The organism is Burkholderia sp. Z1 (assembly GCF_014893795.1).
Taxonomy (GTDB): domain Bacteria; phylum Pseudomonadota; class Gammaproteobacteria; order Burkholderiales; family Burkholderiaceae; genus Burkholderia; species Burkholderia theae.
This window is the reverse complement of sequence record NZ_JACFYL010000001.1, coordinates 2,867,919-2,887,951: the sequence shown is the minus strand read 5'-3', so window position 1 is coordinate 2,887,951 and position 20,033 is coordinate 2,867,919. Positions and strand designations below refer to the sequence as shown.

Sequence of the window (20,033 nt, the reverse complement as noted above, 5' to 3'; positions counted from 1 at the left end):
CGCGGCGCAGGCCGCACCCACGACACGGCTCTTCGATGACGAATTCGACCCACTTCCCGCCCGCGATCGCGCCGCTCGACGAAACGCTGCGCAAGCGCCTGCAGCATGTGATCGACCACAAGACCAAGCCTCCCGGCAGCCTTGGCCAGCTCGAGGCGATCGCACTGCAGATCGGCCTGATCCAGCGCACCGAGCGGCCGGTCGTGCAGCGCCCCGTGATGATCGTGTTCGCCGGCGATCACGGGATCGCGGCCGAGGGCGTCAGTCCTTATCCGCAAGCGGTGACCGCGCAGATGGTCGCGAACTTCCTGGCCGGCGGTGCGGCGATCAACGCGTTTTCGGGCGTCGCGCAGAGCACGCTCGAGATCGTCGATGCGGGCGTGGCGTCGCCGCTGCCGCTGTCCGACCGGCTGGTGTCGCTGCCGGTCGCGCGCGGCACGCGCAACTTCGCGGCGGAGCCGGCGATGACGCACGACGAGGCGATGACGGCGCTCGCGGCCGGTGCGGCGCGGGTACGCTTGCATGCATCGCTCGGCACGAACGTGATCGGCTTCGGTGAGATGGGGATCGCCAACACGTCGTCGGCCGCGTGCCTGATGAGCCGCCTGCTCAGCGTGCCGATCGACGCATGCGTCGGGCGCGGCACGGGCCTCGACGACCAGGGTCTCGCGCACAAGCGCGCGGTGCTGGGCCGCGCGCTCGTCAAACACTCGCACGCGATCGCGCCGCTCGACGTGCTCGCGACGTTCGGCGGCTTCGAGATCGCGATGATGACGGGCGCGTATCTCGCGGCCGCGAGCGAGCGGATGACGATTCTCGTCGATGGCTTCATTGCGACGGCCGCGCTGCTCGTCGCCGAGCGTATCGTGCCCGGCGTGCGCGATTACTGCGTGTTCTCGCATACGTCGCACGAGGCCGGGCACCGGCGCATGCTCGAGCATTTCGGCGCGAAGCCGCTGCTCGCGCTCGACCTGCGGCTCGGCGAGGGCACGGGTGCGGCGCTCGCGCTGCCGCTCGTGCGCGCGGCGGCGGCGTTCCTCAGCGAAATGGCGAGCTTCGAGTCCGCCGGCGTCGACAATCGTGACGCCTGAGCGCGCGCGCGGCGTGCGGGCCGAACTGCGCTACTTCTTGGTCGCGCTCGGCTATTTCACGCGCGTGCCCGTGCCGCGCGCGATCGGTTATGCGGCGGGCGATCTCGACCAGGCCGCACGCTATTTCCCGCTCGTCGGTGCATGTGTCGGCGCGTGGGGCGCGCTTGTCTATCTCGCCGCGCTGCGCGTGCTGCCCGCGTCGATCGCGGTCGGGCTGTCGATGGCCGCGACGCTGCTCGCGACCGGCGCCTTCCACGAAGACGGCCTCGCCGACAGTTGCGATGCGTTCGGTGGTGGTTATACGCGCGACGACGTGCTGCGCATCATGCACGACTCGCGGATCGGCACGTTCGGCGCGGTCGCGCTCGTGATCGCGCTCGGCCTGAAATGGCAGGCGCTCGCGGCCATGCCGCCGCTGCGTGCCGCCTGGACGATGATCGCCGCGCATGCGGCGAGCCGCGCGGCGGCCGTGAGCCTGCTGATGTCGCTCGACTATGTGCGGCCCGAAGGCAAGGCGAAGCCGGTCGCGCAGCGGATGGGCGTACGTGCGGCGTGCATCGCGGCAGTGTTCGGGCTGCCGTGGCTGTTCTGGCCCGACTGGCGTGCCGGCATCGCGGCAGGCGTCGCGCTCGTGCTCGTGCGCGCATGGGCCGCCCGCTACTTCGTGAAGCGGATCGGCGGTTATACGGGCGACTGTCTCGGCTTCGCGCAGCAACTGAGCGAACTGGCGATCTATCTGGTGGTGCTCGGATGGACGTCGTCCTGATTCGTCATCCGGCCGTCGGCGTCGAGCCGGGCGTCTGTTACGGCCGCAGCGACGTGCCGCTCGCCGCACCGGCCGACGCCGGCGCGCATGCCGTGCTCGCGCATCTGTCCGCGCTCGGCGCGCCGTCGCCGGAACGGATCTGGACGAGCCCGCTGACGCGATGCGCGTCGGTCGCCGAGCGGCTCGCGCAGCGATTCGACGTGCCGGTGTCGAGCGACGCGGGCTGGCAGGAAATGGATTTCGGCGCGTGGGAAATGCAGCGCTGGGACGATATCGACCGCGCGGCGCTCGATGCGTGGGCGGCCGACCTGATGCATGCACGCGCACATGGCGGCGAAAGCGTCGCGCGGTTCGCCGCGCGTGTCGCACGGCGGGCCGATGCGGTTGCGCAGTTCGACGGGCCGCAATGGGTGGTCACGCATGCGGGGGTGATCCGCGCATTCGCGTCGCATGTGTTGCGTGTGCCGCTCGCGACGCTGCTGTCGCGGCCGGTGCCGACGGGCGGTGTCGTCTGGCTGCGCAAGGACGACGCGGCGCGCGCGTGGGACGTCGTGCACTGGGACGAATAGGCGTGCCCAGGCCGGCATGTGAACGGCATCCGGCCGCTAGTGTCTCCCGCGCGCCGGAATACCGCGCACGTAGGGCCTGAAATCAGTTCGCCGGCCGCCGCGCACGCGCGGCGTCAAGATCCTCGCACAGCGCGGCCGCACCCTGCGCGATCCGTGGCGACGGCCGCGTCAGCAGATCGCCGTCGATCGCGAACAGGTTGTTGCGCGCCACGGCCGTCAGCGCGGGCCACGCGCGCCAGCGCGCCAGGCTCGGCAGCGGGTCGTCCGAGTGCGTCGCACCGGCGCTCGTCGTCACGATCGCTTCCGGATTCGCCGCGAGCACGGCCTCGTCGGTGACGGTCGGCGCGAGCGGCTTGAGCGACGCGAACACGTTGCGGCCACCGCACAGCGCAATCACGTCGTTGATCAGGTGCGCGCCGTTGAGCGTCATCAGCGGCCGGTCCCAGACCTGGAAGAACAGCGTGACGGGCGCGCGTGCCGCATAGCGTGCGCGCAGCGCGGCGATGTCGCGCGCAAAGCCGGCCGCGGCCGCATCGGCTGTCGGCTGCGTGCCGAGCAGCATGCCGAGCCGGTGCAGCGACGACGATACGTCGTCGAGATGCTTCGGTTCACTGAAGAACAACGGGATGTGCAGCGCGCGCAGCGCGTCGGTCTGCCGTTCGGCGTTGCCGTGCCGCCAGACGACGATCAGGTCGGGCTTCAGCGCGGCGATACGCTCGAGGTCGAGCGCCTTGTTGTCGCCGACGCGCGGCACGGCTTGCGCGGTGGGCGGATAGTCGCTGTAGGTGACGGTGCCGACGAGCTTCGCGCCGCCGCCGGCCGCGTAGACCAGTTCGGTCGCGTGCGGCGCGAGGCTGATCACGCGCTGCGCGGGCGCGGGCAACGTGACGGTATTGCCGGCGTCGTCGCGCGTCGTGACGTCGGCGTGGACGAGCGGCGCGTGAGCGAGCGCGGCCAGCGTCGCGAGCGGCGCCAGCCGGCGGAACAGGCGCGGGTTCATGCGGATTCCTGCAGCAGCGTCGGCACGCAGTGCGCGAGCGTGTCGCCGAGGCGCTGCCATTCGGCGTCGCTGCCCGGCAGGCCGACGCGCACGCTCGACGGGGTCGCGAAGTGCCGCGTCCAGATCCCGCGTGCCGCGAGTGCCGCATGCAGCGCCGCGGCGCGCGGGTCGTCGGTCCAGCAGAAGAGCGGCGTCGCGCGAACCGCGAAACCGTGCGCGCGCAGCAGCGTGGCCAGCCGCTCGCCGCCGGCCGCGAGCCGCTCGCGGGCGGCCGCCTGCCAGGCGCGATCGGCGAACGCCGCGGCGACCGCGTGGCGCGCGGGTCCGCTGACCGTCCACGCGCCGAGCATGTCGCGCAGCGCGACGATCCGTTCGGGGCACGCGAGCACGAAACCCGCGCGGATGCCGGCGAGACCGAAGAACTTGCCGACCGAGCGCAGCACAACGAGCCCCGCGCGATCGACCTGCGGCGCGAGCGATTGCGTCGCGCCCGTATCGGCGAACGCCTCGTCGACGATCAGCGTGCCGCCGCGCGCCGCCAGCTGCGCATGCCAGCCCAGCAGGCGCTCGGCCGGCACGAATTCGGCGGTCGGATTATTCGGATTCCCGACGATGACGTGACGCAGCGTCGTGGGCAGCGTGTCGGTGTCGATGTCGAGCGGGACGACGCGATGGCCGTGACGCGCGAATGCAGGGGCGTATTCGCCGTACGCGAGGGCCGCGACGCCGGCGTCGCCGGTCGGCAGCAACGCGGGCAATGCGCGGATCGCGGCCTGGCTGCCGGCGACCGGCAGCACGTGCGCGGGATCCGGCGCGTGGTAATACCGCGCGGCGCAGGCCGCGAGGCCGTCGCCGTCGTCGGGCAGCCGGCGCCATGCGTCGGCCGGGACGGGCGGCACCGGATAACCGACCGGATTGATACCGGTCGACAGGTCGAGCCACGCGTCGTACGGAATGCCGTGGCGGCGTGCGGCTTCATGCAGATTGCCGCCGTGCACGATGCGTGTATCAGACATGATGGGTGGCCATGACGAGTGCGCCGCTCGCGACCAGCAGCGCGAGCCACAGTGCGAGCGTGCGCGTGACGAGCGATAGCGCGGCGATGACGTGGACGGCGGTTGCCGTTGCGCCGGTGCCGAGCACCGGGCGATCCTCGATTTCGCCGTGATAGACGGCCGGGCCGCCGAGCTGCACATTCAGGCTGCCGGCTCCCGCGGCCATCACGGGGCCCGCGTTCGGGCTGTCCCAGTGGCGCGCCTGCGTGCGCCAGCAGCGCCATGCGGCGGCCGTGTCGCCGAGCAGCGCGTAGCTCGCGGCCGTGAGACGCGCGGGAATCCAGTTCAGCGCGTCGTCGAGGCGCGCGGCGGCCCAGCCGAAGGTGAGGAAGCGCGGCGTGCGGTAGCCCCACATCGCGTCGAGTGTGTTCGCGAGCCGGAACAGCAGCGCGCCGGGGCCACCCGCGACGACGAACCAGAAGAGTGCGCCGAAGATCGCGTCGTTGCCGTTCTCGAGCGCCGATTCGACGGCCGCGCGCGACAACGCGCCTTCGTCCGCATCGCTCGTATCGCGCGACACGATGCGCGCGGTCAGCGTGCGGGCCGCATCGAGATCGCGCCGCAGGAGGGCTGCCGCGATCGGCGCGACATGGTCGGCGAGGCTCTTCGCGCCGAGCGCGAACCACAGCAGCGCGACGTGCAGCGCGGCGGCGAGCGGCCACGGCAGCACGGTCACGAGCCATGCCGCGACGGCCACCGGCGGCACCACGGCTGCGGCCCACGCGGCGACACCGACCACGCGGCCGCGTCGACCCGTGTTCAGCGCGCCTTCGATGCGCGCGGCGAGCCGGCCGAACGCGACGAGCGGATGCCAGCCGGCGGGTTCGCCGATCGCGCGGTCGACGATCGCGGCCGCGACCGCGAGCATCGCGACGACGGGCAGCGACAGCATCAGCATGACGACGCCCCCGTCTTGAGGTCGAGCGGCAGTCCGGCGACGAGCAGCGTCACGCGCGTCGCGAGCGCGGCGATGCGCTGGTTCAGGCGCCCGAGTTCGTCGACGTAGCGGCGCGTGACCGACCCGAGCGGCACGACGCCGAGCCCGATCTCGTTGCTGACGACGATCACCTGCGCGCGCGCGCCGCGCAACGCGTGCTCGAGCCGCTCGACCTGCGCCGCGTACTGCGCGTCGTCGAGCGGTTCGCCGTCGGCCGGGCACAGCAGGTTGGTGAGCCACAGCGTCAGGCAGTCGACGAGCAGGCACGCGCGCGGATCGTCGAGCCGTGCGAGCGTGCCGGCGAGGTCGACGGGTGCCTCGGCGAAACCCCAGTCGGCCGGCCGGCGCGCACGATGGTGCGCGATGCGCTGCGCGAATTCGGCGTCGGCGGCGAGCGCGGTCGCGATGTAGGTGACGGGGCGGCCGCTGTCGGCCGCGAGCCGCTCGGCATGCGCGCTCTTGCCCGAGCGCGCGCCGCCGAGGACGAAGGTGAGGTCGTGCGGAATCATCGCGTGATTGTAACGGCGCGGGCGTACCGGCGCGGGCGATAATGCGGCCTTTGCTTCGCGACGACCTTTACACGATGAATGCACCCGAGCCGCGGCCGCGCGGTACGCTGATGATCCAGGGCACGACGTCCGACGCGGGCAAGAGCACGCTCGTCGCGGGCCTGTGCCGGCTGGCGCGCCGTGCCGGCGCGCGCGTGGCGCCGTTCAAGCCGCAGAACATGGCGCTCAACAGCGCGGTGACGGCCGACGGCGGCGAGATCGGCCGCGCGCAGGCGCTGCAGGCACTGGCCGCCGGCGTCGAGCCGCATACGGATTTCAACCCCGTACTGCTGAAACCGACGAGCGACCGGGGCGCGCAGGTGATCATTCACGGCAAGGCGCGCGTGAACCTCAACGCGCGTGCGTATCACGACTACAAGCCGGTCGCGTTCGACGCGGTGCTCGAGTCGTACGCACGCCTGCGCGCCGGTTACGACACGGTGATCGTCGAGGGCGCCGGCAGCCCGGCCGAGATCAACCTGCGCGACGGCGACATCGCGAACATGGGTTTTGCCGAACGCGTCGACTGCCCGGTCGTGCTCGTCGCCGACATCGACCGCGGCGGCGTGTTCGCGCACCTGGTCGGCACGCTCGCGTGCCTGTCGGACAGCGAGCACGCACGCGTGCGCGGCTTCGTGATCAACCGCTTTCGCGGTGATTTCAAGCTGCTCGAACCGGGGCTCGACTGGCTGCGCGCGCAAACCGGCAAGCCCGTGTTCGGCGTGCTCCCGTACCTGCACGGGCTGTTGCTCGACGCCGAGGACATGCTGCCCGCGCAGGCGCGCAGCGCCGCCGCACGCGGCGACGCCGGCGTGCTGCGCGTCGTCGTGCCCGCGCTGCCGCGCATCAGCAACCACACCGATTTCGATCCGCTGCGCGCGCATCCGCAGGTCGAGTTCACGTACTGGAAGAGCGGCCCCGTGCCGGACGCCGACCTGCTGATCCTGCCCGGGTCGAAGAGCGTGCAGCGCGACCTCGCATGGCTGCGCGACGCGGGCTGGGACGCGCTGATCCGTCGCCACCTGCGCTATGGCGGCAAGGTGATCGGCATCTGCGGCGGGATGCAGATGCTCGGCCGCACGCTCGACGATCCGCTTGGCCTCGAAGGCGCGCCCGGCAGCGTGCCGGGGCTCGGGCTGTTCGATTTCGATACGACGCTGCAGCCCCACAAGACGCTGAAGAACGTGACGGGGCATCTCGCGCTGCCGGGCGGGGCCGCCGTGCGCGGCTACGAGATCCACATGGGCGACACGCGCGGGCCCGCGCTGGCGGCGCCCGCGCTGGCGCTGGCTACCGGCGACGCACCGGGCGGCACGCGCCCGGACGGCGCGGTTTCCGCCGACGGCCAGATCCTCGCGACCTACGTGCACGGGCTGTTCGACTCGCCCGACGCGTGCGCGGCGCTGCTCGCATGGGCCGGGCTCGACGGTGCGGAACGCATCGACTACCCGGCGCTGCGCGAGGCGTCGCTCGAGCGGCTTGCCGATACGTTCGCTGAACATCTCGACCTCGACGCGCTGTACGCGGAATTCCGCTGACGCGCCAGTCGGGGCCGGATGCAACAGGCCTCGCATTTTCCGCCGGATCGCGTACAACACAGGTGGGCGGTGGTTCGTCCGGAGGAGTGCGACGATGAAGGTTCGGTGGTGGTGGAGCGTGCTGCTGGCGGCGCTGCTGGGCGCGTCGGCCTATGCGCACGCGTGCGATTCGTACAGCGCGGGCGGCAGCCCGTCCGGCGCTGATTCGTCTCAAGGCAAAAGCGGTTACTGAGGTTCGCATCGGGGCATGATCGGTCATGCCCTTTTTTATGACCTGATTCGTTCCATTTGAGAATCAGTTAAAGCGGATTGGCGTGTTTATCGGCGAAATAGATTCGAATAGAGTGCGATCCATTCTCATCCACTCACGAAGGAATCCGCCATGAACCCCCATCGCCTGAACGATTTCGGCGCGACGCTGCTGCGTGTCGCGCTCGGCGTGCTGTACCTCGCGCACGTCGCGCAGAAGGTGTTTGTCTTCACGCTGCCCGGCACCGCGCAGTTTTTCGCGTCGATCGGCCTGCCGGGCTGGCTCGCATACCTGACGACCTTCGTCGAACTGGCGGGCGGCCTGGCGCTGCTTGCGGGGTTCCGCGTGCGTGTCGCCGCGCTCGTGCTGCTGCCGTTCATGCTCGGCGCGACCGCCGCGCATCTGCCGAACGGCTGGGGCTTTTCGTCGCCGCACGGCGGCTGGGAATATCCGGCGTTCTGGGCCGTCACGCTTGCCGTGCAGGCGCTGCTGGGCGGCGGCGCATTCGCGATCGGCGCGCGGGAGGCCGCGGCTCAGCGCGCGTAAGCGGCGCGCTGCGGCGCAACCCGTTCCGGTGACCCCCTGTTTGCCGATATCATCGCTCCCTGTATCCGCAATCGAGCGGCGCCTGCCATGCGGCGGGCGCCGCGTGGCTTTTTCGGGGGAATTCATGACGGTGATCGTGGTGGCGAATCCGAAGGGCGGCGTGGGGAAGAGCACGCTGTCCACCAATCTTGCCGGCTATTTCGCGGCGCAGGGCGCGTGGGTCGCGCTCGCCGATCTGGACCGGCAGCAGTCCGCGCATGCGTGGCTCGACCTGCGGCCGGCCGGCTTGCCGGCGATCGAGGCGTGGGACCTCGATCCGGACGCGCCGTCGAAGCCGCCGCGCGGCCTCGAATATGCGGTGATCGATACGCCGGCCGGCCTGCACGGCAACCGGCTCAACGTTGCGCTGCAACTGGCTGACAAGGTGATCGTGCCGCTGCAGCCGTCGATGTTCGATATTCTCGCGACCCAGCAGTTTCTGGAGCGCCTCGCCGAAGAGAAGGCCGTGCGCAAGGGCAGCGTCGAGGTCGGGATCGTCGGGATGCGGGTCGATGCGCGCACGCGCTCGTCCGACCAGTTGCACCGGTTCGTCGAAGGGCTCGGCCTGCCGGTGCTCGGCTACGTGCGCGACACGCAGAACTACGTGCAGATCGCCGCGCACGGCCTCACGCTGTGGGACGTCGCGAAGAGCCGCGTCGACAAGGATCTCGAACAGTGGCGGCCGATCGTCGAATGGGCGGAACGCCGCGCGCCGAAGGCAGAGAAGGTCGCCAAGGCCGCCAAGGCTTCCTGAGCGCGCGGCCGTCGGGCCGGCGCGACCCAATGAGAAAGGGCCTGATCCTGTGCGGCACGGGATCAGGCCCTTCGACTGCAAGCGGCGCAGCCGCTTCCGCCTGCGCACATGGCACGCAGGCGGCCCATCGCGTTACGTCCAGTTCTGCGTCGGCACGTGATCGCGGTGGCCCTTGATCTTGTTGCCGTCGTCGATGAACACGAGCTTCGGCTTCCAGCCGGCCTGCAGTTCGGCTTCGTCGACCATCGCGAACGCCGCGATGATCACGAGGTCGCCGAGCTGCGCGCGGCGCGCGGCCGAGCCGTTCAGCGAAATCATCCCGCTGCCGCGCTCGCCCTTGATCGCGTACGTCGAGAAGCGCTCGCCGTTGTTGATGTTCCAGATGTCGATCCGTTCGTTTTCGACGATGTTCGATGCTTCGAGCAGGTCTTCGTCGATCGCGCACGAACCTTCGTAGTGCAGCTCGCAGTGCGTGACTGCCGCGCGGTGGATCTTCGATTTGAGCATGTGGCGCTGCATGGTGTCTCCGTGATGCGTCGTGAGAGGCGCGGGCGGGCGGCCCGTCAGATTTCGAGGTTGTCGATGAGGCGCGTCGCGCCCAGCTTCGCGGCCGCGACCACGACGAGCGGCTCGCCGGCTTCGAGTTCGGCGGCGCTTGGCGCGATCAGGTTCGCGCGGCGGCGGATCGACAGGTAGTCGGGCGCCCAGCCGCGATCGGCCAGGTGCGTGCGTGCCTGTTGTTCGAGCTTGCCGAGGTCGCGCTCGCCGGCGAGCAGGCTTTCGCGCATGCGCTGCAGCGTCTTCGCGAGCTCGGGCGCCTCCCGGCGCTCGTCGGCCGACAGGTAGCGGTTGCGCGACGACAGCGCGAGGCCATCCTCGTCGCGCACGGTTTCGGCGGCGATGATGTCGACCGGCAGCGCGAGCTGCTGGCACATGCGGCGCACGATCATCAGCTGCTGGTAGTCCTTCTTGCCGAACACGGCGACGCGCGGTTGCACGCACGCCATCAGTTTCGACACGACCGTGCACACGCCGGTGAAGAAGCCGGGCCGGAATTCGCCCTCGAGGATCCCGCCGAGATCGTCCGGCGGCAGCACGCGGTATTCCTGCGGTTCCGGGTACATGTCGCGCTCGGTCGGCGCGAACAGCACGTAGACGTTTTCCTTCTGCAGCTTCTCGATATCGTCCTGGAGCGTGCGCGGATACTTGTCGAAATCCTCGTTCGGGCCGAATTGCAGCCGGTTGACGAAGATGCTCGCCACGACCGGGTCGCCGTGCTGGCGCGCGAGGCGCATCAGCGACAGGTGCCCTTCGTGCAGGTTGCCCATCGTCGGCACGAACGCCGTGCGGTTCTGTCCGCGCAGCTGGTCGCGCAGTTCCTGGATCGAGCTGATGACTTTCATGATCGGGTAGCGGGTTCCTCGCGCATGCGCGCGTTGGCGCCGCGGCAGCGGCGTCGGGGTCGAAGCGGAGAACGCCGGCGCGCGGGCGGCGCATCGGGCGTCGGCGGATTGTAGAGGATTTGGCCGCCAAACGCATCGAAAAAAGTACGATCGTTCACTTTTTAATCGGGCGTGCCGGAACCGGGCGCACGGCCACCCGCCGCGGCGAAGCGGCGGGTGTCGGCATGCATCGGGAAAACCGGAAGGGCGGGTGCGGGCCTTACGCGGGCAGGTACGCGAGGCGCACGTAGATCGGCGCGAACGGCTCGGCCTGGGTGATCTCGAGGAGCGATTCGCGCGCGAGTTCGAGCATCGCGATGAAATTCACGACGACGACCGGCACGCCGCGCGACGTGTCGAACAGGTCGGCGAACTCCATGAAGCGCGCATTCTGCAGCCGGCGCAGGATCAGGCTCATGTGTTCGCGCACCGACAGCTCCTCGCGGGAGATCTTGTGGTGCTGGACGAGCTTCGCGCGCTTGAGCACGTCGGCCCACGCGCCGCGCAGGTCGTCCGAATTCACGTCGGGGAAGCGCGGCGTGACGCTCTGCTCGATGTAGACCTCGGCGCGCAGGAAATCGCGGCCGAGCTGCGGCAGCTGGTCGAGACGCTGCGCGGCGAGCTTCATCTGCTCGTATTCGAGCAGGCGGCGCACGAGTTCGGCGCGCGGATCCTCGGCTTCCTCGCCGCTGTCGGCCTTCTTGACCGGCAGCAGCATCCGCGACTTGATCTCGATCAGCATCGCGGCCATCAGCAGGTACTCGGCCGCCAGCTCGAGGTTCGTCGTGCGGATCTGGTCGACATAACCCAGATATTGCGCGGTGACCTGCGCCATCGGGATGTCGAGCACGTTGAAGTTCTGCTTGCGGATCAGGTAGAGCAGCAGGTCGAGCGGGCCTTCGAACGTCTCGAGGAAGATCTCGAGCGCATCGGGCGGGATGTAGAGATCCTGCGGCAGCTTGAAGAGCGGCTCGCCGTACAGGCGAGCGAACGCCGCGACGCCGTCGACCGTGTCGGGCGTCGAATCGGCGCCCGCGGGCGCGGCGACCGCGTCGTCCTGCCGGGCGGCGCTGGCCTCGTCGGCGGCGCTCACGTCGTCAGAAGTTCTGGTAGTAGACGTACGACGTTTGCTTCACGCCCGATTCCTGCTGGTCGGCGCGCTCTTCGAGGTCGATCGGCTGCTTGTCCCACAGCAGGGAACGGCCCTTGCGCTGCTCTTCCTCGAGCGTCGGCTTCTGCTGCTTGAGCTGGTTCAGGAACTGCGTGACGTCGGACTGGTACGGCATGGCTGGATTTTCCGTTTCAGGCGGCGCACGATGCGCCGGATTCGCAATGGCGGGATTTTACCGCATCGCGGGGAACAGCCGGCGCCAATCGCGCGTCGAATCCGCGGGCCGGCGCTTGCGGTGCGGCGGGCGGGCCGTGCGCGCGCCGTTGCGCGCAAGCGTCAAAGCGGCGCCCGTGCGGGCATGGCTGCTGCCCTGTGGTCAAATACGGGGTTTCCACGAAACCGTGACAACCGAGGGCGAGGTCATATTTGGCGGGGCAGTCGAACCAGCAAGCACACACGGCACATGACACCGGCGCGCGCACGGAACGCAACCGCGCCGGCGCCGCGGCCCGCGTCGCGCGGGTAACCTTCGCGGGTTGCGTCGCCGCGTTTTTCGCGCTGCCGGCCCTCGCGAAGTACGACGTCGACATCGACGCGCCGCGTTCGGTCCGCAAGCTGCTCAAGTCGCATCTCGATATCGCGCGCTTCGCGAAGCGCGACGACATCAGCGACGACCAGTTCGACTTCCTCGTGACCGCCACGCCGCAACAGGTGCGCGACCTGACCGCGACGGCCGGTTATTTCTCGCCGGTCGTGCGCACCGACGTGCGCACGCGCAACGGCAAGCGCGACGTGCGCATCGCGGTCGATCCGGGGCCGCAGACCGTCGTGTCGACGGTCGACCTGACGTTCAAGGGGCCCATCGACACCGAGGATCCGAAGCAGGAGGCCGCGACCCGTTTCGCGTTCTCGATGAAGCCCGGCGACCCGTTCACGCAGTCCGACTGGGACGGCGCGAAGGGCGCGGCGCTCAAGCAACTGCAGTCGCGTCGTTATCTCGGCGCGAAGATCGCGTCGTCCGAGGCGCGCATCGACCCGCGCACGCGGCGCGCGACGCTCGCGGTCACGTTCGACAGCGGCGCGACGTTTACGATCGGCAAGGTCGACGTCGACGGCGTGCGCCGTTATCCGGAGAAGATCGTCACGAACGTCAATCCGCTGTCGGAAGGCGAGATCTACGACGTGCAGCGGATCACCGAACTGCAGCGGCAGTTGCAGAACACGCCGTACTACGCGAGCGTCGCGATCGACGTCGGCGACGATACGGCGAAGCCCGCGCTCACGCCCGTGCACGTGAAGGTCAGCGAGTTCCCGTACAACAACATCCGCGGCGGTGTCGGCTTCGCAACCGATACCGGGCCGCATGTGCAGGGCTCCTATACGTATCTCGACACGTTCGGCGCCGCGTGGCCGCTGACCGTGTCGGGCCGGCTCGACCAGATCCAGCAATACGGGCAGGTCCAGCTGTCGATGCCGCCGGGCGAGAAGGGCTGGACCAACAGCGTGCTCGCGTCCTATACGAATACCAACGTGTCGGACACGCGCATCTACAGCGCGCGGGTCGGCGCGCAGCGCACGCGCACCGGGCAGTTCATCGACTATTCGTATTCGCTGATGTTCTACCAGGACCGGCTCGACCAGAACGGCGCGGGGCCGACCACGAGCCACGCGCTCGTGCCGCAGTGGGCATGGACGCGCCGCAACGTCGACGATCCGCTGTTTCCGCGTTCGGGCAACCTGATCCACGCGGAGGCCGGCTTCGCGGTCAAGGGCGCGCTGACCGACCAGACCTTCATCCGCGGTTACGCGCGCGGCCAGCAATACCTGCCGATCGGCAAGCGCGACCTGTTCGTGTTCCGCGCGGAGCTCGGCGGCGTGTTCACGAGCGGCAGCTCGTCCGGCGTGCCGGCGTCGCTGCTGTTTCGCGCGGGCGGCTCGAACTCGGTGCGCGGCTACGGTTACCAGAGCATCGGCAACAGCGTCGACGGCTCCGTGCTGCCGACCAAGTACCTGGTGACGGGCACCGCCGAATACCAGCACTGGTTCAACCGCGACTGGGGCGCCGCGACGTTCTTCGACATCGGCACCGCGACCGATGCGTGGGGCGAGAAGGTGTTCTACCCGGGCGTCGGCATCGGCGCGCGCTGGCGCAGCCCCGTCGGCCCGATCAACGTCGACGTCGCATACGGGTTGCGCAACCATAGCGTGCGCCCGTACCTGACGCTCGGCATCGCTTTCTGACCGTACCGCTTCATCGACGACCAACCGCATGACGAAGGACCCGAACGACACGCTGCCGCCTCACGATCCGGACTCGCCCGACGGCGCGCCCGACACGCCGCCGCATGCGCCGCGCCGCGGGCGCGCGGTGCGCGTCGTCGCGTGGACGCTCGCGACGGTCGTGTTGCTCGTCGTGCTGGCGGCCGGGCTCGTGCTGGCCGCGGTGACGACCGAGCGCGGCACGCGGCTTGCTTGGCAGGCGGCCGAGCGCGTGCTCGGTGCGCGGCTCGCGGGCACGCTCGAAGGCGGCTCGCTTGCGACCGGCGTGCGGTTGCGCGGGTTCGCGTGGACGAGCCCCGACGGCACCGGCACCGAAATCCGCATCGACCGGCTCGACGGCCGCTGGGCACTGACCCGCGCGCCGTGGCGGCTGTCCATCGCCTATCTGCGTGCCGGCACGATCGACGTGCGGATCGCGCCGGGGCCGTCGACGCCGAGCACGACGCCGCAGGACCTGAGCCTGCCGCTGCAATTGCGGATCGACGACCTGCGTGTCGATCACCTCGCGATCCACGACGGCGGTTCGACGACGCAGCTCGACCACCTCGCGCTGAACGGCCGCAGCGACGGCCGTCACCATGAACTCGTGCTCGACGGCGTCGATACGCCGTTCGGCGCGCTGACCGCCCGTGCGAAGCTCGACGGCGTGAAGCCGTTCGCGCTGACCGGCGAAGCGACCTACGCGGGCAAGCTGTCCGACGAGCCGGTCGACGCGCGGGCCCGCGTGTCGGGCTCGCTCGAGGCGCTCGTCGCCGACGTCGATGCGAGCGGGATGAAGCTGAACGGGCGCGCGCACGTCGAGGCCGCGCCGTTCGGCACGGTGCCGCTCACGCGCGCGTCGCTCGCATTCGATCACGTGAACCCGCAGGCGCTCGCGCCCGGCGCGCCGGCCGCCGATCTCGCGGTGCGCGCGGAACTCGCGCCCGTCACGGCACCGGCCGGCACCGCGCCCGCGAAGGGGTTCGCGGTGACGGGCCCGGTGTCGATCGTCAACGCGAAGCCCGGCACGCTCGGCGACCACCTGCTGCCGGTGATCGACGCGCGCGCGACCGTGCATCTCGACGCGCACGCGCAGCGGATCGACGATCTCGCGCTGAAACTGATCCGCGACGGCAGCGTGACGGGCAGCGGCACGCTGACGGGCGGCAAGGGCCGCTTCGACCTGAAGACCGCGAACCTCGACCTGAACGCGTTCGTCGCCGAGCTGCGGCCGATGCGCCTGGGCGGCCCGCTCGGCGTGACGCTCGCGGGTGACGTGACGACCGTCGATTTCAACCTGAACGACCCGAAGCTCGCGCTCGGCGCGCGCGCGAAGGTCGCGCTGACGCCGCAGCAGACCGTGCTGACCGACGCGCGCGTGACCGCGGGCAAGGGCCGTATCGACCTGACCGGCGTGTTCCGCCACGACGCGCATTCGAGCTACGACGCGAAGGCGACGCTGACGGCATTCGATCCGCTGCTGCTCGCCGCGATGAGCGCGCCGAAGGCCGGCGGCAAGGCGGCCAAGGCGCCGGCCACGCGCGGCGAGACGCGCGTGTCGGGCACGCTGACCGCATCGGGCGCGTTTGCGCCGCAGGTGTCGACGAAGGCGACCTTCAAGCTCGGCGACAGCCTGTACGACGGCGTGCCGCTGACCGGCGCCGGCGTCGTGCAGCTCGCCGGCTCGCGGATCCTGCCGAGCAACGCGAACCTGTCGATCGCGGGCAACCACGTCGACCTGCGCGGCAGCTTCGGCGCGCCCGGCGACCGGCTGCGCTTCGTCGTCGACGCGCCGCAACTCGACCGGCTCGGCTTCGGCGTGGAAGGGCTCGTGCAGGCGCAGGGCGACCTGACCGGCAGCTTCGCGCACCCGAACGTGACGGGCACCTACAAGGCCGAGCACGTCGTCGTCGGATCGAACCGGATCGGCGCCGCGCAGGGCCGCGCGGATATCCGCGACGGTGCGCACGGCGCGCTCGTGTTCACGGCCGACGCAAGCGACATCGCGCTCGGCTCGCTGAAGCTGAAATCGCTGCGCGCGAACCTCGACGGCACGCGTGCGAAACATACGCTCGACGCATCGGCGCTCGGGATCGCCGGCGGGCGCGTGATCGACGTGACGCTCGCGGCAAACGGCGGCGTGGTCGAGAACCGCGACGGCATGCGCTGGGACGGCACCGTCACGCGTCTCGCGAACCGCGGCACGCCAGCCATCGCGCTGCAGGCGCCGCTTACCGTGTCGGCCGGCGCCGGCCGCGTGACGCTCGGCGCGACGCGGCTCACGCTCGAAGGCGCGGCGATCGACCTGAAGTCGTTCGTGTTCGATCACGGCCAGATGCGCTCGGCGGGTTCCGTGAGCGGCGCGTCGGTCGCGCGTTTCCTCGAGGTCCGCCAGGAGCTGACGGGCCAGCGACCGCCGCTGCGGACCGACGTCGTGCTCGACGCCGACTGGGATTTCTCGCTCGGCGCGAACGCGACGGGCTACGTGCAGGTGAAGCGCCGCGGCGGCGACGTGACGATCGAGAGCGGGCGCGGCATCGCGTCGCTCGGGCTGACCGACCTGTCCGCGCGCGCGAGCTTCGCGCCCGGCAACCGGCTCAACGTGACGGCGCTCGCGAAGGCGAACCGGATCGGCACGCTCGATGCCAATGTCACGGTGCCGTTCGCGTTGCGCGACGGCGTGTTCGGCGTCGTCGACGATGGTCCGCTGGCGGGCCGCATCGACGCCGACATCCCGGCGCTGAAGACGACCGGCAACCTGTTCGGGCCGAGTTACCTGCTCGGCGGGCGCGCGGCGCTGAAGCTGACGGTCGCCGGCACGCCGGCGAAGCCGAACCTGTCGGGGATGCTGACGGGCGACGACCTGTCCGCGACGCTCGTCGACCAGGGCGTCCAGCTGAAGGACGGCATCGTGCGCGTGAAGCTCGCGGAGAACCTCGTCGAATTCCAGCAGGTCGAGTTCCACGGCGGCGACGGCACGCTGCGCGTGCTCGGCCGCGTGCGCCTCGACGGCGAGGCGCCCGACCTGACCGCGAGCATCGTCGCGGACAAGCTCGAACTGTTCGCGGCGCCGGATCGCAAGCTGTCGCTGTCGGGCAAGGCGACGGTCGCGAACGACGGGCCGCGCGGCGCGCTGTCGATCGACGGCAAGTTCGTCGTCGACCGCGCGCTGTTCGATCTGCCCGAGGACTCGGCGCCGCGCCTGTCCGACGATGTCGTGATCGTGCAGCCGGACGGCACGGTGCGCGGCGACACGCCGACGGGCACCGCGGTCGCGAAGCCGCAGGCGGCCGCGGACAAGCCGGCACCGTCACTCGCGCCGCGCGCGAACATCGACATCGGCCTCGGCAACGACTTCCGCTTCAAGGGCCATGGCGCGGATCTCGGGTTGCGCGGCACGATCACCGTGATGAGCGCGCCGGGCGTGCCGCTGCGCGCGGTCGGCAATGTACGCGTGACCGAAGGATCGACGTACACGTCGTTCGGCCGCAAGCTCGCGATCGAGAACGGCTTCTTCACGTTCAACGGCCCGGTGTCGAACCCGGGCGTCAACATCCTTGCGATGCGGCGCAACCAGGAGGTCGAGGCCGGCGTGCAGGTGACGGGCACGATCCAGTCGCTGACGGTCAAGCTGGTGTCCGAGCCGAACGTCACGGACAACGAGAAGCTGTCGTGGCTGCTGTTCGGGCACGGCACCGACCAGGGCAACAACGTCGGCCAGCAGGGTGCGATGACGGCGGCGCTCGGGCTGCTCGGCAGCGTGACCGGCAAGCGCGTCGCGCAGACCTTCGGTCTCGACGAAGTATCGATCGGCCGCAGCGAAGTCGGCCTGACCGATCCGCAGGTCGTGCTGGTGTCGAAGGCGATCAACGAGCGTTTCGTGCTCGGCTTCGAGCAGGGCCTGCAGTCGGCGAGCAACGCGTTCAAGGCGACGATCAACCTGTCGCGTTTCTGGTCGGTGTCCGCGTACGGCGGCACGTTCCAGGGCGTCGACCTGAACTACACGCGGCGCTTCGACCGCTGGTTCGGGCAACGGTGACGGCGGGCGCGGGCGGCGCCCATGCCGTTCCCGCGCCGATTGTTTCAGCTGCGTGCGGTTTGAGCGCGCTTTCTTGACATTCGATCAATTCCTTCTAGATTGATCTCGTTCGCGCGACCTGCGCGGAGCCGATGTGCGACGCAATGCGGGTTGGCGTTTCGATTTCGTCAACGATACGCGATGGGCACGGGGCGATACGATCGGCGGGCGCGGCAGCCTCCGCCCGTTGCGTCACGCCTGCGTCGATGGCGTCACGCAGGAGCACGCCGATGGAAGCGGTACTGGCCCACGTGAGGCGGAACAGGCGCGACTACGAGAATCTTCCGTTGTTCGACCGGTTGCGAAACGATCGCCTGCCGCCGCTCGTGCGACTCGAATTCATGCGCGGCTTTGCGTTCTTCGTGATGGCGTTCGGCGACCTGAATCGCTACGTGCTGCGCGTGGAACCGCCGGCCGATGCGCACCAGGCTCGCGTGAACGCGCATACGCGCGAGGACGACCATCACTGGCCGTGGTTTCTCGAGGATGTCGAGACGCTCGGCTGGAACGATGCGACGACGACGACCGATGCGCTGCGCATGCTGTGGAGCGAGCGAACCTGTCGCAGCCGCCTGCTGATGTACGAGCTGTGCGCGATCGTCGCCGACGCGGACGGTGTCGAGCGCCTTGCCGTCGTCGAAGCGATCGAGGAGACCGGCAACGTGCTGTTCGCGCTCACGACGCGCGTGGCCGGGCAGGTACGCGCGCAGACGGGACGCGAGCTGCGTTACCTCGGTGCGTTTCATTTCGCGCTCGAGTCGGGCCATCTGCAGAACGGCGAGCACGCGGAACTCGTATCGATCGCGCTGGACAGCGACCGCCGCACGCGCTGCATCGCGCTCGTCGATCGCGTGTTTCGCGCCTTCACCGCGTGGACGCACGAAGCCGCGCGGCAGATCGATGTGGCGGCTGTCAGGCCCGATGCCGTGCAGGCCGTGCAGGCCGTGCGGAGCATGTCATGAGCGCCGAGCCGCCGCGTCACGACGACCGCGCCGCGTACGATATCGCGCGCGGTCTGTTCGTCGGGCCCGCGATGCTGATCGCGCATCGGCTCGGCCTCTTTCGCCGTCTCGGTGACGGACCGGCGACCGTTGCGGCACTCGGCGACGCGCTCGGGCTCGCGCGTCGGCCGACCGAGGCGCTGGCGAATCTCGCGGTCGCGCTGGGCTTCGCGCGGCGCGAAGCCGATCGTTATGCGCTGACGTCGCTGGGCGAGGACCTGCTGCTCGAACGGAGTCCGACGTACTTCGGCGCCTTCTGGGATCTGATGTACGACAACGCCGATACGTTTTCGGTGGCGGGGCTCGAGGCCGCGTTGCGGCGCGACGCGCCGCGCGCGTATGGCGACGCGGACATCTTCCGCTCCCATGAGCAGCAAACCGAACTCGGCATGCGCTTCATGCGCGCGATGGAGAGCCTGAGCGCATCGCATGCGCCGGTGTGGCCGACGCGCATCGATCTCGGCGCGCATCGGCACATGCTCGACATCGGCGGCGGTTCCGGCGCGCACATCAAGGGCGCGCTGGCGGCGTGGCCCGCGTTGCGCGCGACGCTGTTCGATCTGCCGACGGGGTGCGAACTGGCCGCGCAGTTCGTTGGCGGGCCGCAATGGCAGGGGCGTGTCGCGCTGCATGCGGGCGACATGTGGCGCGACCCGTTTCCCGACGCCGACCTGCATTTTTATTCGAACATCTTTCACGACTGGCCGGCCGAGCGTAATGCGTTTCTCGCGCGCAAGAGTTTCGACGCCATGCCGCCGGGCGGGCGCATCGTGCTGCACGAGGTGCTCTATCGTGACGACAAGAGCGGGCCGCTCGCCGCGCCCGCATACAGCCTGATGATGCTCGGGTGGACACAGGGCGAGCAGTACTCGGCGCGCGAACTCGAAGCGCTGCTCGCGGATGCGGGTTTCTTTTCGATCGGGACCGTGCCGAGTTTTGGCGATTACAGCCTCGTCACGGGCCTGAAGCCGTGACGATGTGCGTGAGGCGACGCGCATGAAAAAAGCCCCGCACGCATCGTGCGGGGCTTTGCGCAGGCGGCGGTGCGC

At 70.0% G+C, this 20,033-nt stretch carries 19 protein-coding genes; 11 read left to right on the top strand and 8 right to left on the bottom strand.

Annotated features, from left to right (window positions below; translation table 11 throughout):
* Positions 1 to 35 precede the first annotated feature (35 nt).
* From cobT to cobC, 3 genes are read left to right on the top strand one after another with little or no spacing between them, the layout of a single operon-like run.
* A complete protein-coding gene (gene cobT / locus H3H55_RS13370; RefSeq protein WP_129512741.1) occupies positions 36 to 1,091 on the top strand; it encodes a nicotinate-nucleotide--dimethylbenzimidazole phosphoribosyltransferase in 1,056 nt (351 codons plus the stop codon).
* Complete coding sequence (locus H3H55_RS13365) at positions 1,081 to 1,857, top strand: adenosylcobinamide-GDP ribazoletransferase (protein ID WP_193098864.1); 777 nt, start codon at positions 1,081 to 1,083, stop codon at positions 1,855 to 1,857. The genes cobT and H3H55_RS13365 overlap by 11 nt, the downstream gene beginning before the upstream one ends.
* Positions 1,842 to 2,426: an alpha-ribazole phosphatase gene (gene cobC / locus H3H55_RS13360; protein ID WP_193098863.1), complete on the top strand. Its 585-nt coding sequence runs from the start codon at positions 1,842 to 1,844 to the stop codon at positions 2,424 to 2,426. Before H3H55_RS13365 ends, cobC begins: the two co-directional genes overlap by 16 nt.
* A gap of 82 nt (positions 2,427 to 2,508) precedes the next feature.
* Here the strand turns inward: cobC and H3H55_RS13355 are convergent, their stop codons facing one another.
* Genes H3H55_RS13355 through cobU form a run of 4 tightly spaced genes read right to left on the bottom strand, consistent with a single transcriptional unit; the run spans position 2,509 to position 5,927 of the window.
* Positions 2,509 to 3,426: a cobalamin-binding protein gene (locus H3H55_RS13355; RefSeq protein WP_193098862.1), complete on the bottom strand. Its 918-nt coding sequence runs from the start codon at positions 3,424 to 3,426 to the stop codon at positions 2,509 to 2,511.
* Positions 3,423 to 4,442: a threonine-phosphate decarboxylase CobD gene (cobD, locus tag H3H55_RS13350; protein ID WP_193098861.1), complete on the bottom strand. Its 1,020-nt coding sequence runs from the start codon at positions 4,440 to 4,442 to the stop codon at positions 3,423 to 3,425. Before cobD ends, H3H55_RS13355 begins: the two co-directional genes overlap by 4 nt.
* Positions 4,435 to 5,379 carry an adenosylcobinamide-phosphate synthase CbiB gene (gene cbiB, locus H3H55_RS13345; RefSeq protein ID WP_193098860.1) on the bottom strand — a complete coding sequence of 315 codons (945 nt, stop codon included), beginning with the start codon at positions 5,377 to 5,379 and terminating at the stop codon, positions 4,435 to 4,437. The genes cobD and cbiB overlap by 8 nt, the downstream gene beginning before the upstream one ends.
* A complete protein-coding gene (cobU, locus tag H3H55_RS13340; protein WP_193098859.1) occupies positions 5,373 to 5,927 on the bottom strand; it encodes a bifunctional adenosylcobinamide kinase/adenosylcobinamide-phosphate guanylyltransferase in 555 nt (184 codons plus the stop codon). Before cobU ends, cbiB begins: the two co-directional genes overlap by 7 nt.
* A gap of 74 nt (positions 5,928 to 6,001) precedes the next feature.
* Between cobU and H3H55_RS13335 the strand changes: the two genes are divergently transcribed.
* The 4 genes from H3H55_RS13335 to H3H55_RS13320 all read left to right on the top strand — a co-directional run bounded on the left by H3H55_RS13335 (position 6,002) and on the right by H3H55_RS13320 (position 9,093).
* Positions 6,002 to 7,504, top strand: a complete 1,503-nt coding sequence (locus H3H55_RS13335; RefSeq protein WP_193098858.1) for a cobyric acid synthase — start codon at positions 6,002 to 6,004, stop codon at positions 7,502 to 7,504.
* 94 nt (positions 7,505 to 7,598) lie between these two features.
* Positions 7,599 to 7,736, top strand: a complete 138-nt coding sequence (locus H3H55_RS13330) for a hypothetical protein (protein WP_164991965.1) — start codon at positions 7,599 to 7,601, stop codon at positions 7,734 to 7,736.
* A 150-nt stretch (positions 7,737 to 7,886) separates the two neighbouring features.
* The gene (locus H3H55_RS13325) at positions 7,887 to 8,300 is read left to right on the top strand and encodes a DoxX family protein (protein WP_193098857.1); all 414 of its coding nucleotides are present in this window, start codon (positions 7,887 to 7,889) and stop codon (positions 8,298 to 8,300) included.
* 124 nt (positions 8,301 to 8,424) lie between these two features.
* On the top strand, positions 8,425 to 9,093 hold the full coding sequence (locus H3H55_RS13320) for a ParA family protein (RefSeq protein ID WP_129512732.1): 669 nt from the start codon (positions 8,425 to 8,427) through the stop codon (positions 9,091 to 9,093).
* Between the two features lie 132 nt (positions 9,094 to 9,225).
* Here H3H55_RS13320 and panD read toward each other — a convergent pair whose 3' ends face one another.
* The 4 genes from panD to H3H55_RS13300 form a co-directional block, all read right to left on the bottom strand.
* Positions 9,226 to 9,612, bottom strand: coding sequence for an aspartate 1-decarboxylase (gene panD, locus H3H55_RS13315; RefSeq protein WP_031398432.1), 387 nt, complete (start codon positions 9,610 to 9,612; stop codon positions 9,226 to 9,228).
* A gap of 44 nt (positions 9,613 to 9,656) precedes the next feature.
* Positions 9,657 to 10,496 carry a pantoate--beta-alanine ligase gene (panC, locus tag H3H55_RS13310; protein WP_193098856.1) on the bottom strand — a complete coding sequence of 280 codons (840 nt, stop codon included), beginning with the start codon at positions 10,494 to 10,496 and terminating at the stop codon, positions 9,657 to 9,659.
* 259 nt (positions 10,497 to 10,755) lie between these two features.
* On the bottom strand, positions 10,756 to 11,628 hold the full coding sequence (locus H3H55_RS13305; RefSeq protein ID WP_193098855.1) for a segregation and condensation protein A: 873 nt from the start codon (positions 11,626 to 11,628) through the stop codon (positions 10,756 to 10,758).
* Between the two features lie 4 nt (positions 11,629 to 11,632).
* Positions 11,633 to 11,821 carry a DUF3460 family protein gene (locus H3H55_RS13300; RefSeq protein WP_048250366.1) on the bottom strand — a complete coding sequence of 63 codons (189 nt, stop codon included), beginning with the start codon at positions 11,819 to 11,821 and terminating at the stop codon, positions 11,633 to 11,635.
* Between the two features lie 251 nt (positions 11,822 to 12,072).
* Between H3H55_RS13300 and H3H55_RS13295 the strand changes: the two genes are divergently transcribed.
* From H3H55_RS13295 to H3H55_RS13280, 4 genes are all read left to right on the top strand, one after another.
* Positions 12,073 to 13,887: an autotransporter assembly complex protein TamA gene (locus H3H55_RS13295; protein ID WP_193098854.1), complete on the top strand. Its 1,815-nt coding sequence runs from the start codon at positions 12,073 to 12,075 to the stop codon at positions 13,885 to 13,887.
* Between the two features lie 28 nt (positions 13,888 to 13,915).
* Positions 13,916 to 17,944, top strand: a complete 4,029-nt coding sequence (locus H3H55_RS13290; protein ID WP_193098853.1) for a translocation/assembly module TamB domain-containing protein — start codon at positions 13,916 to 13,918, stop codon at positions 17,942 to 17,944.
* A 269-nt stretch (positions 17,945 to 18,213) separates the two neighbouring features.
* Positions 18,214 to 18,945, top strand: a complete 732-nt coding sequence (locus tag H3H55_RS13285) for a hypothetical protein (RefSeq protein WP_226800033.1) — start codon at positions 18,214 to 18,216, stop codon at positions 18,943 to 18,945.
* The gene (locus H3H55_RS13280; protein WP_193098851.1) at positions 18,942 to 19,958 is read left to right on the top strand and encodes a methyltransferase; all 1,017 of its coding nucleotides are present in this window, start codon (positions 18,942 to 18,944) and stop codon (positions 19,956 to 19,958) included. The genes H3H55_RS13285 and H3H55_RS13280 overlap by 4 nt, the downstream gene beginning before the upstream one ends.
* Positions 19,959 to 20,033 lie beyond the last annotated feature (75 nt).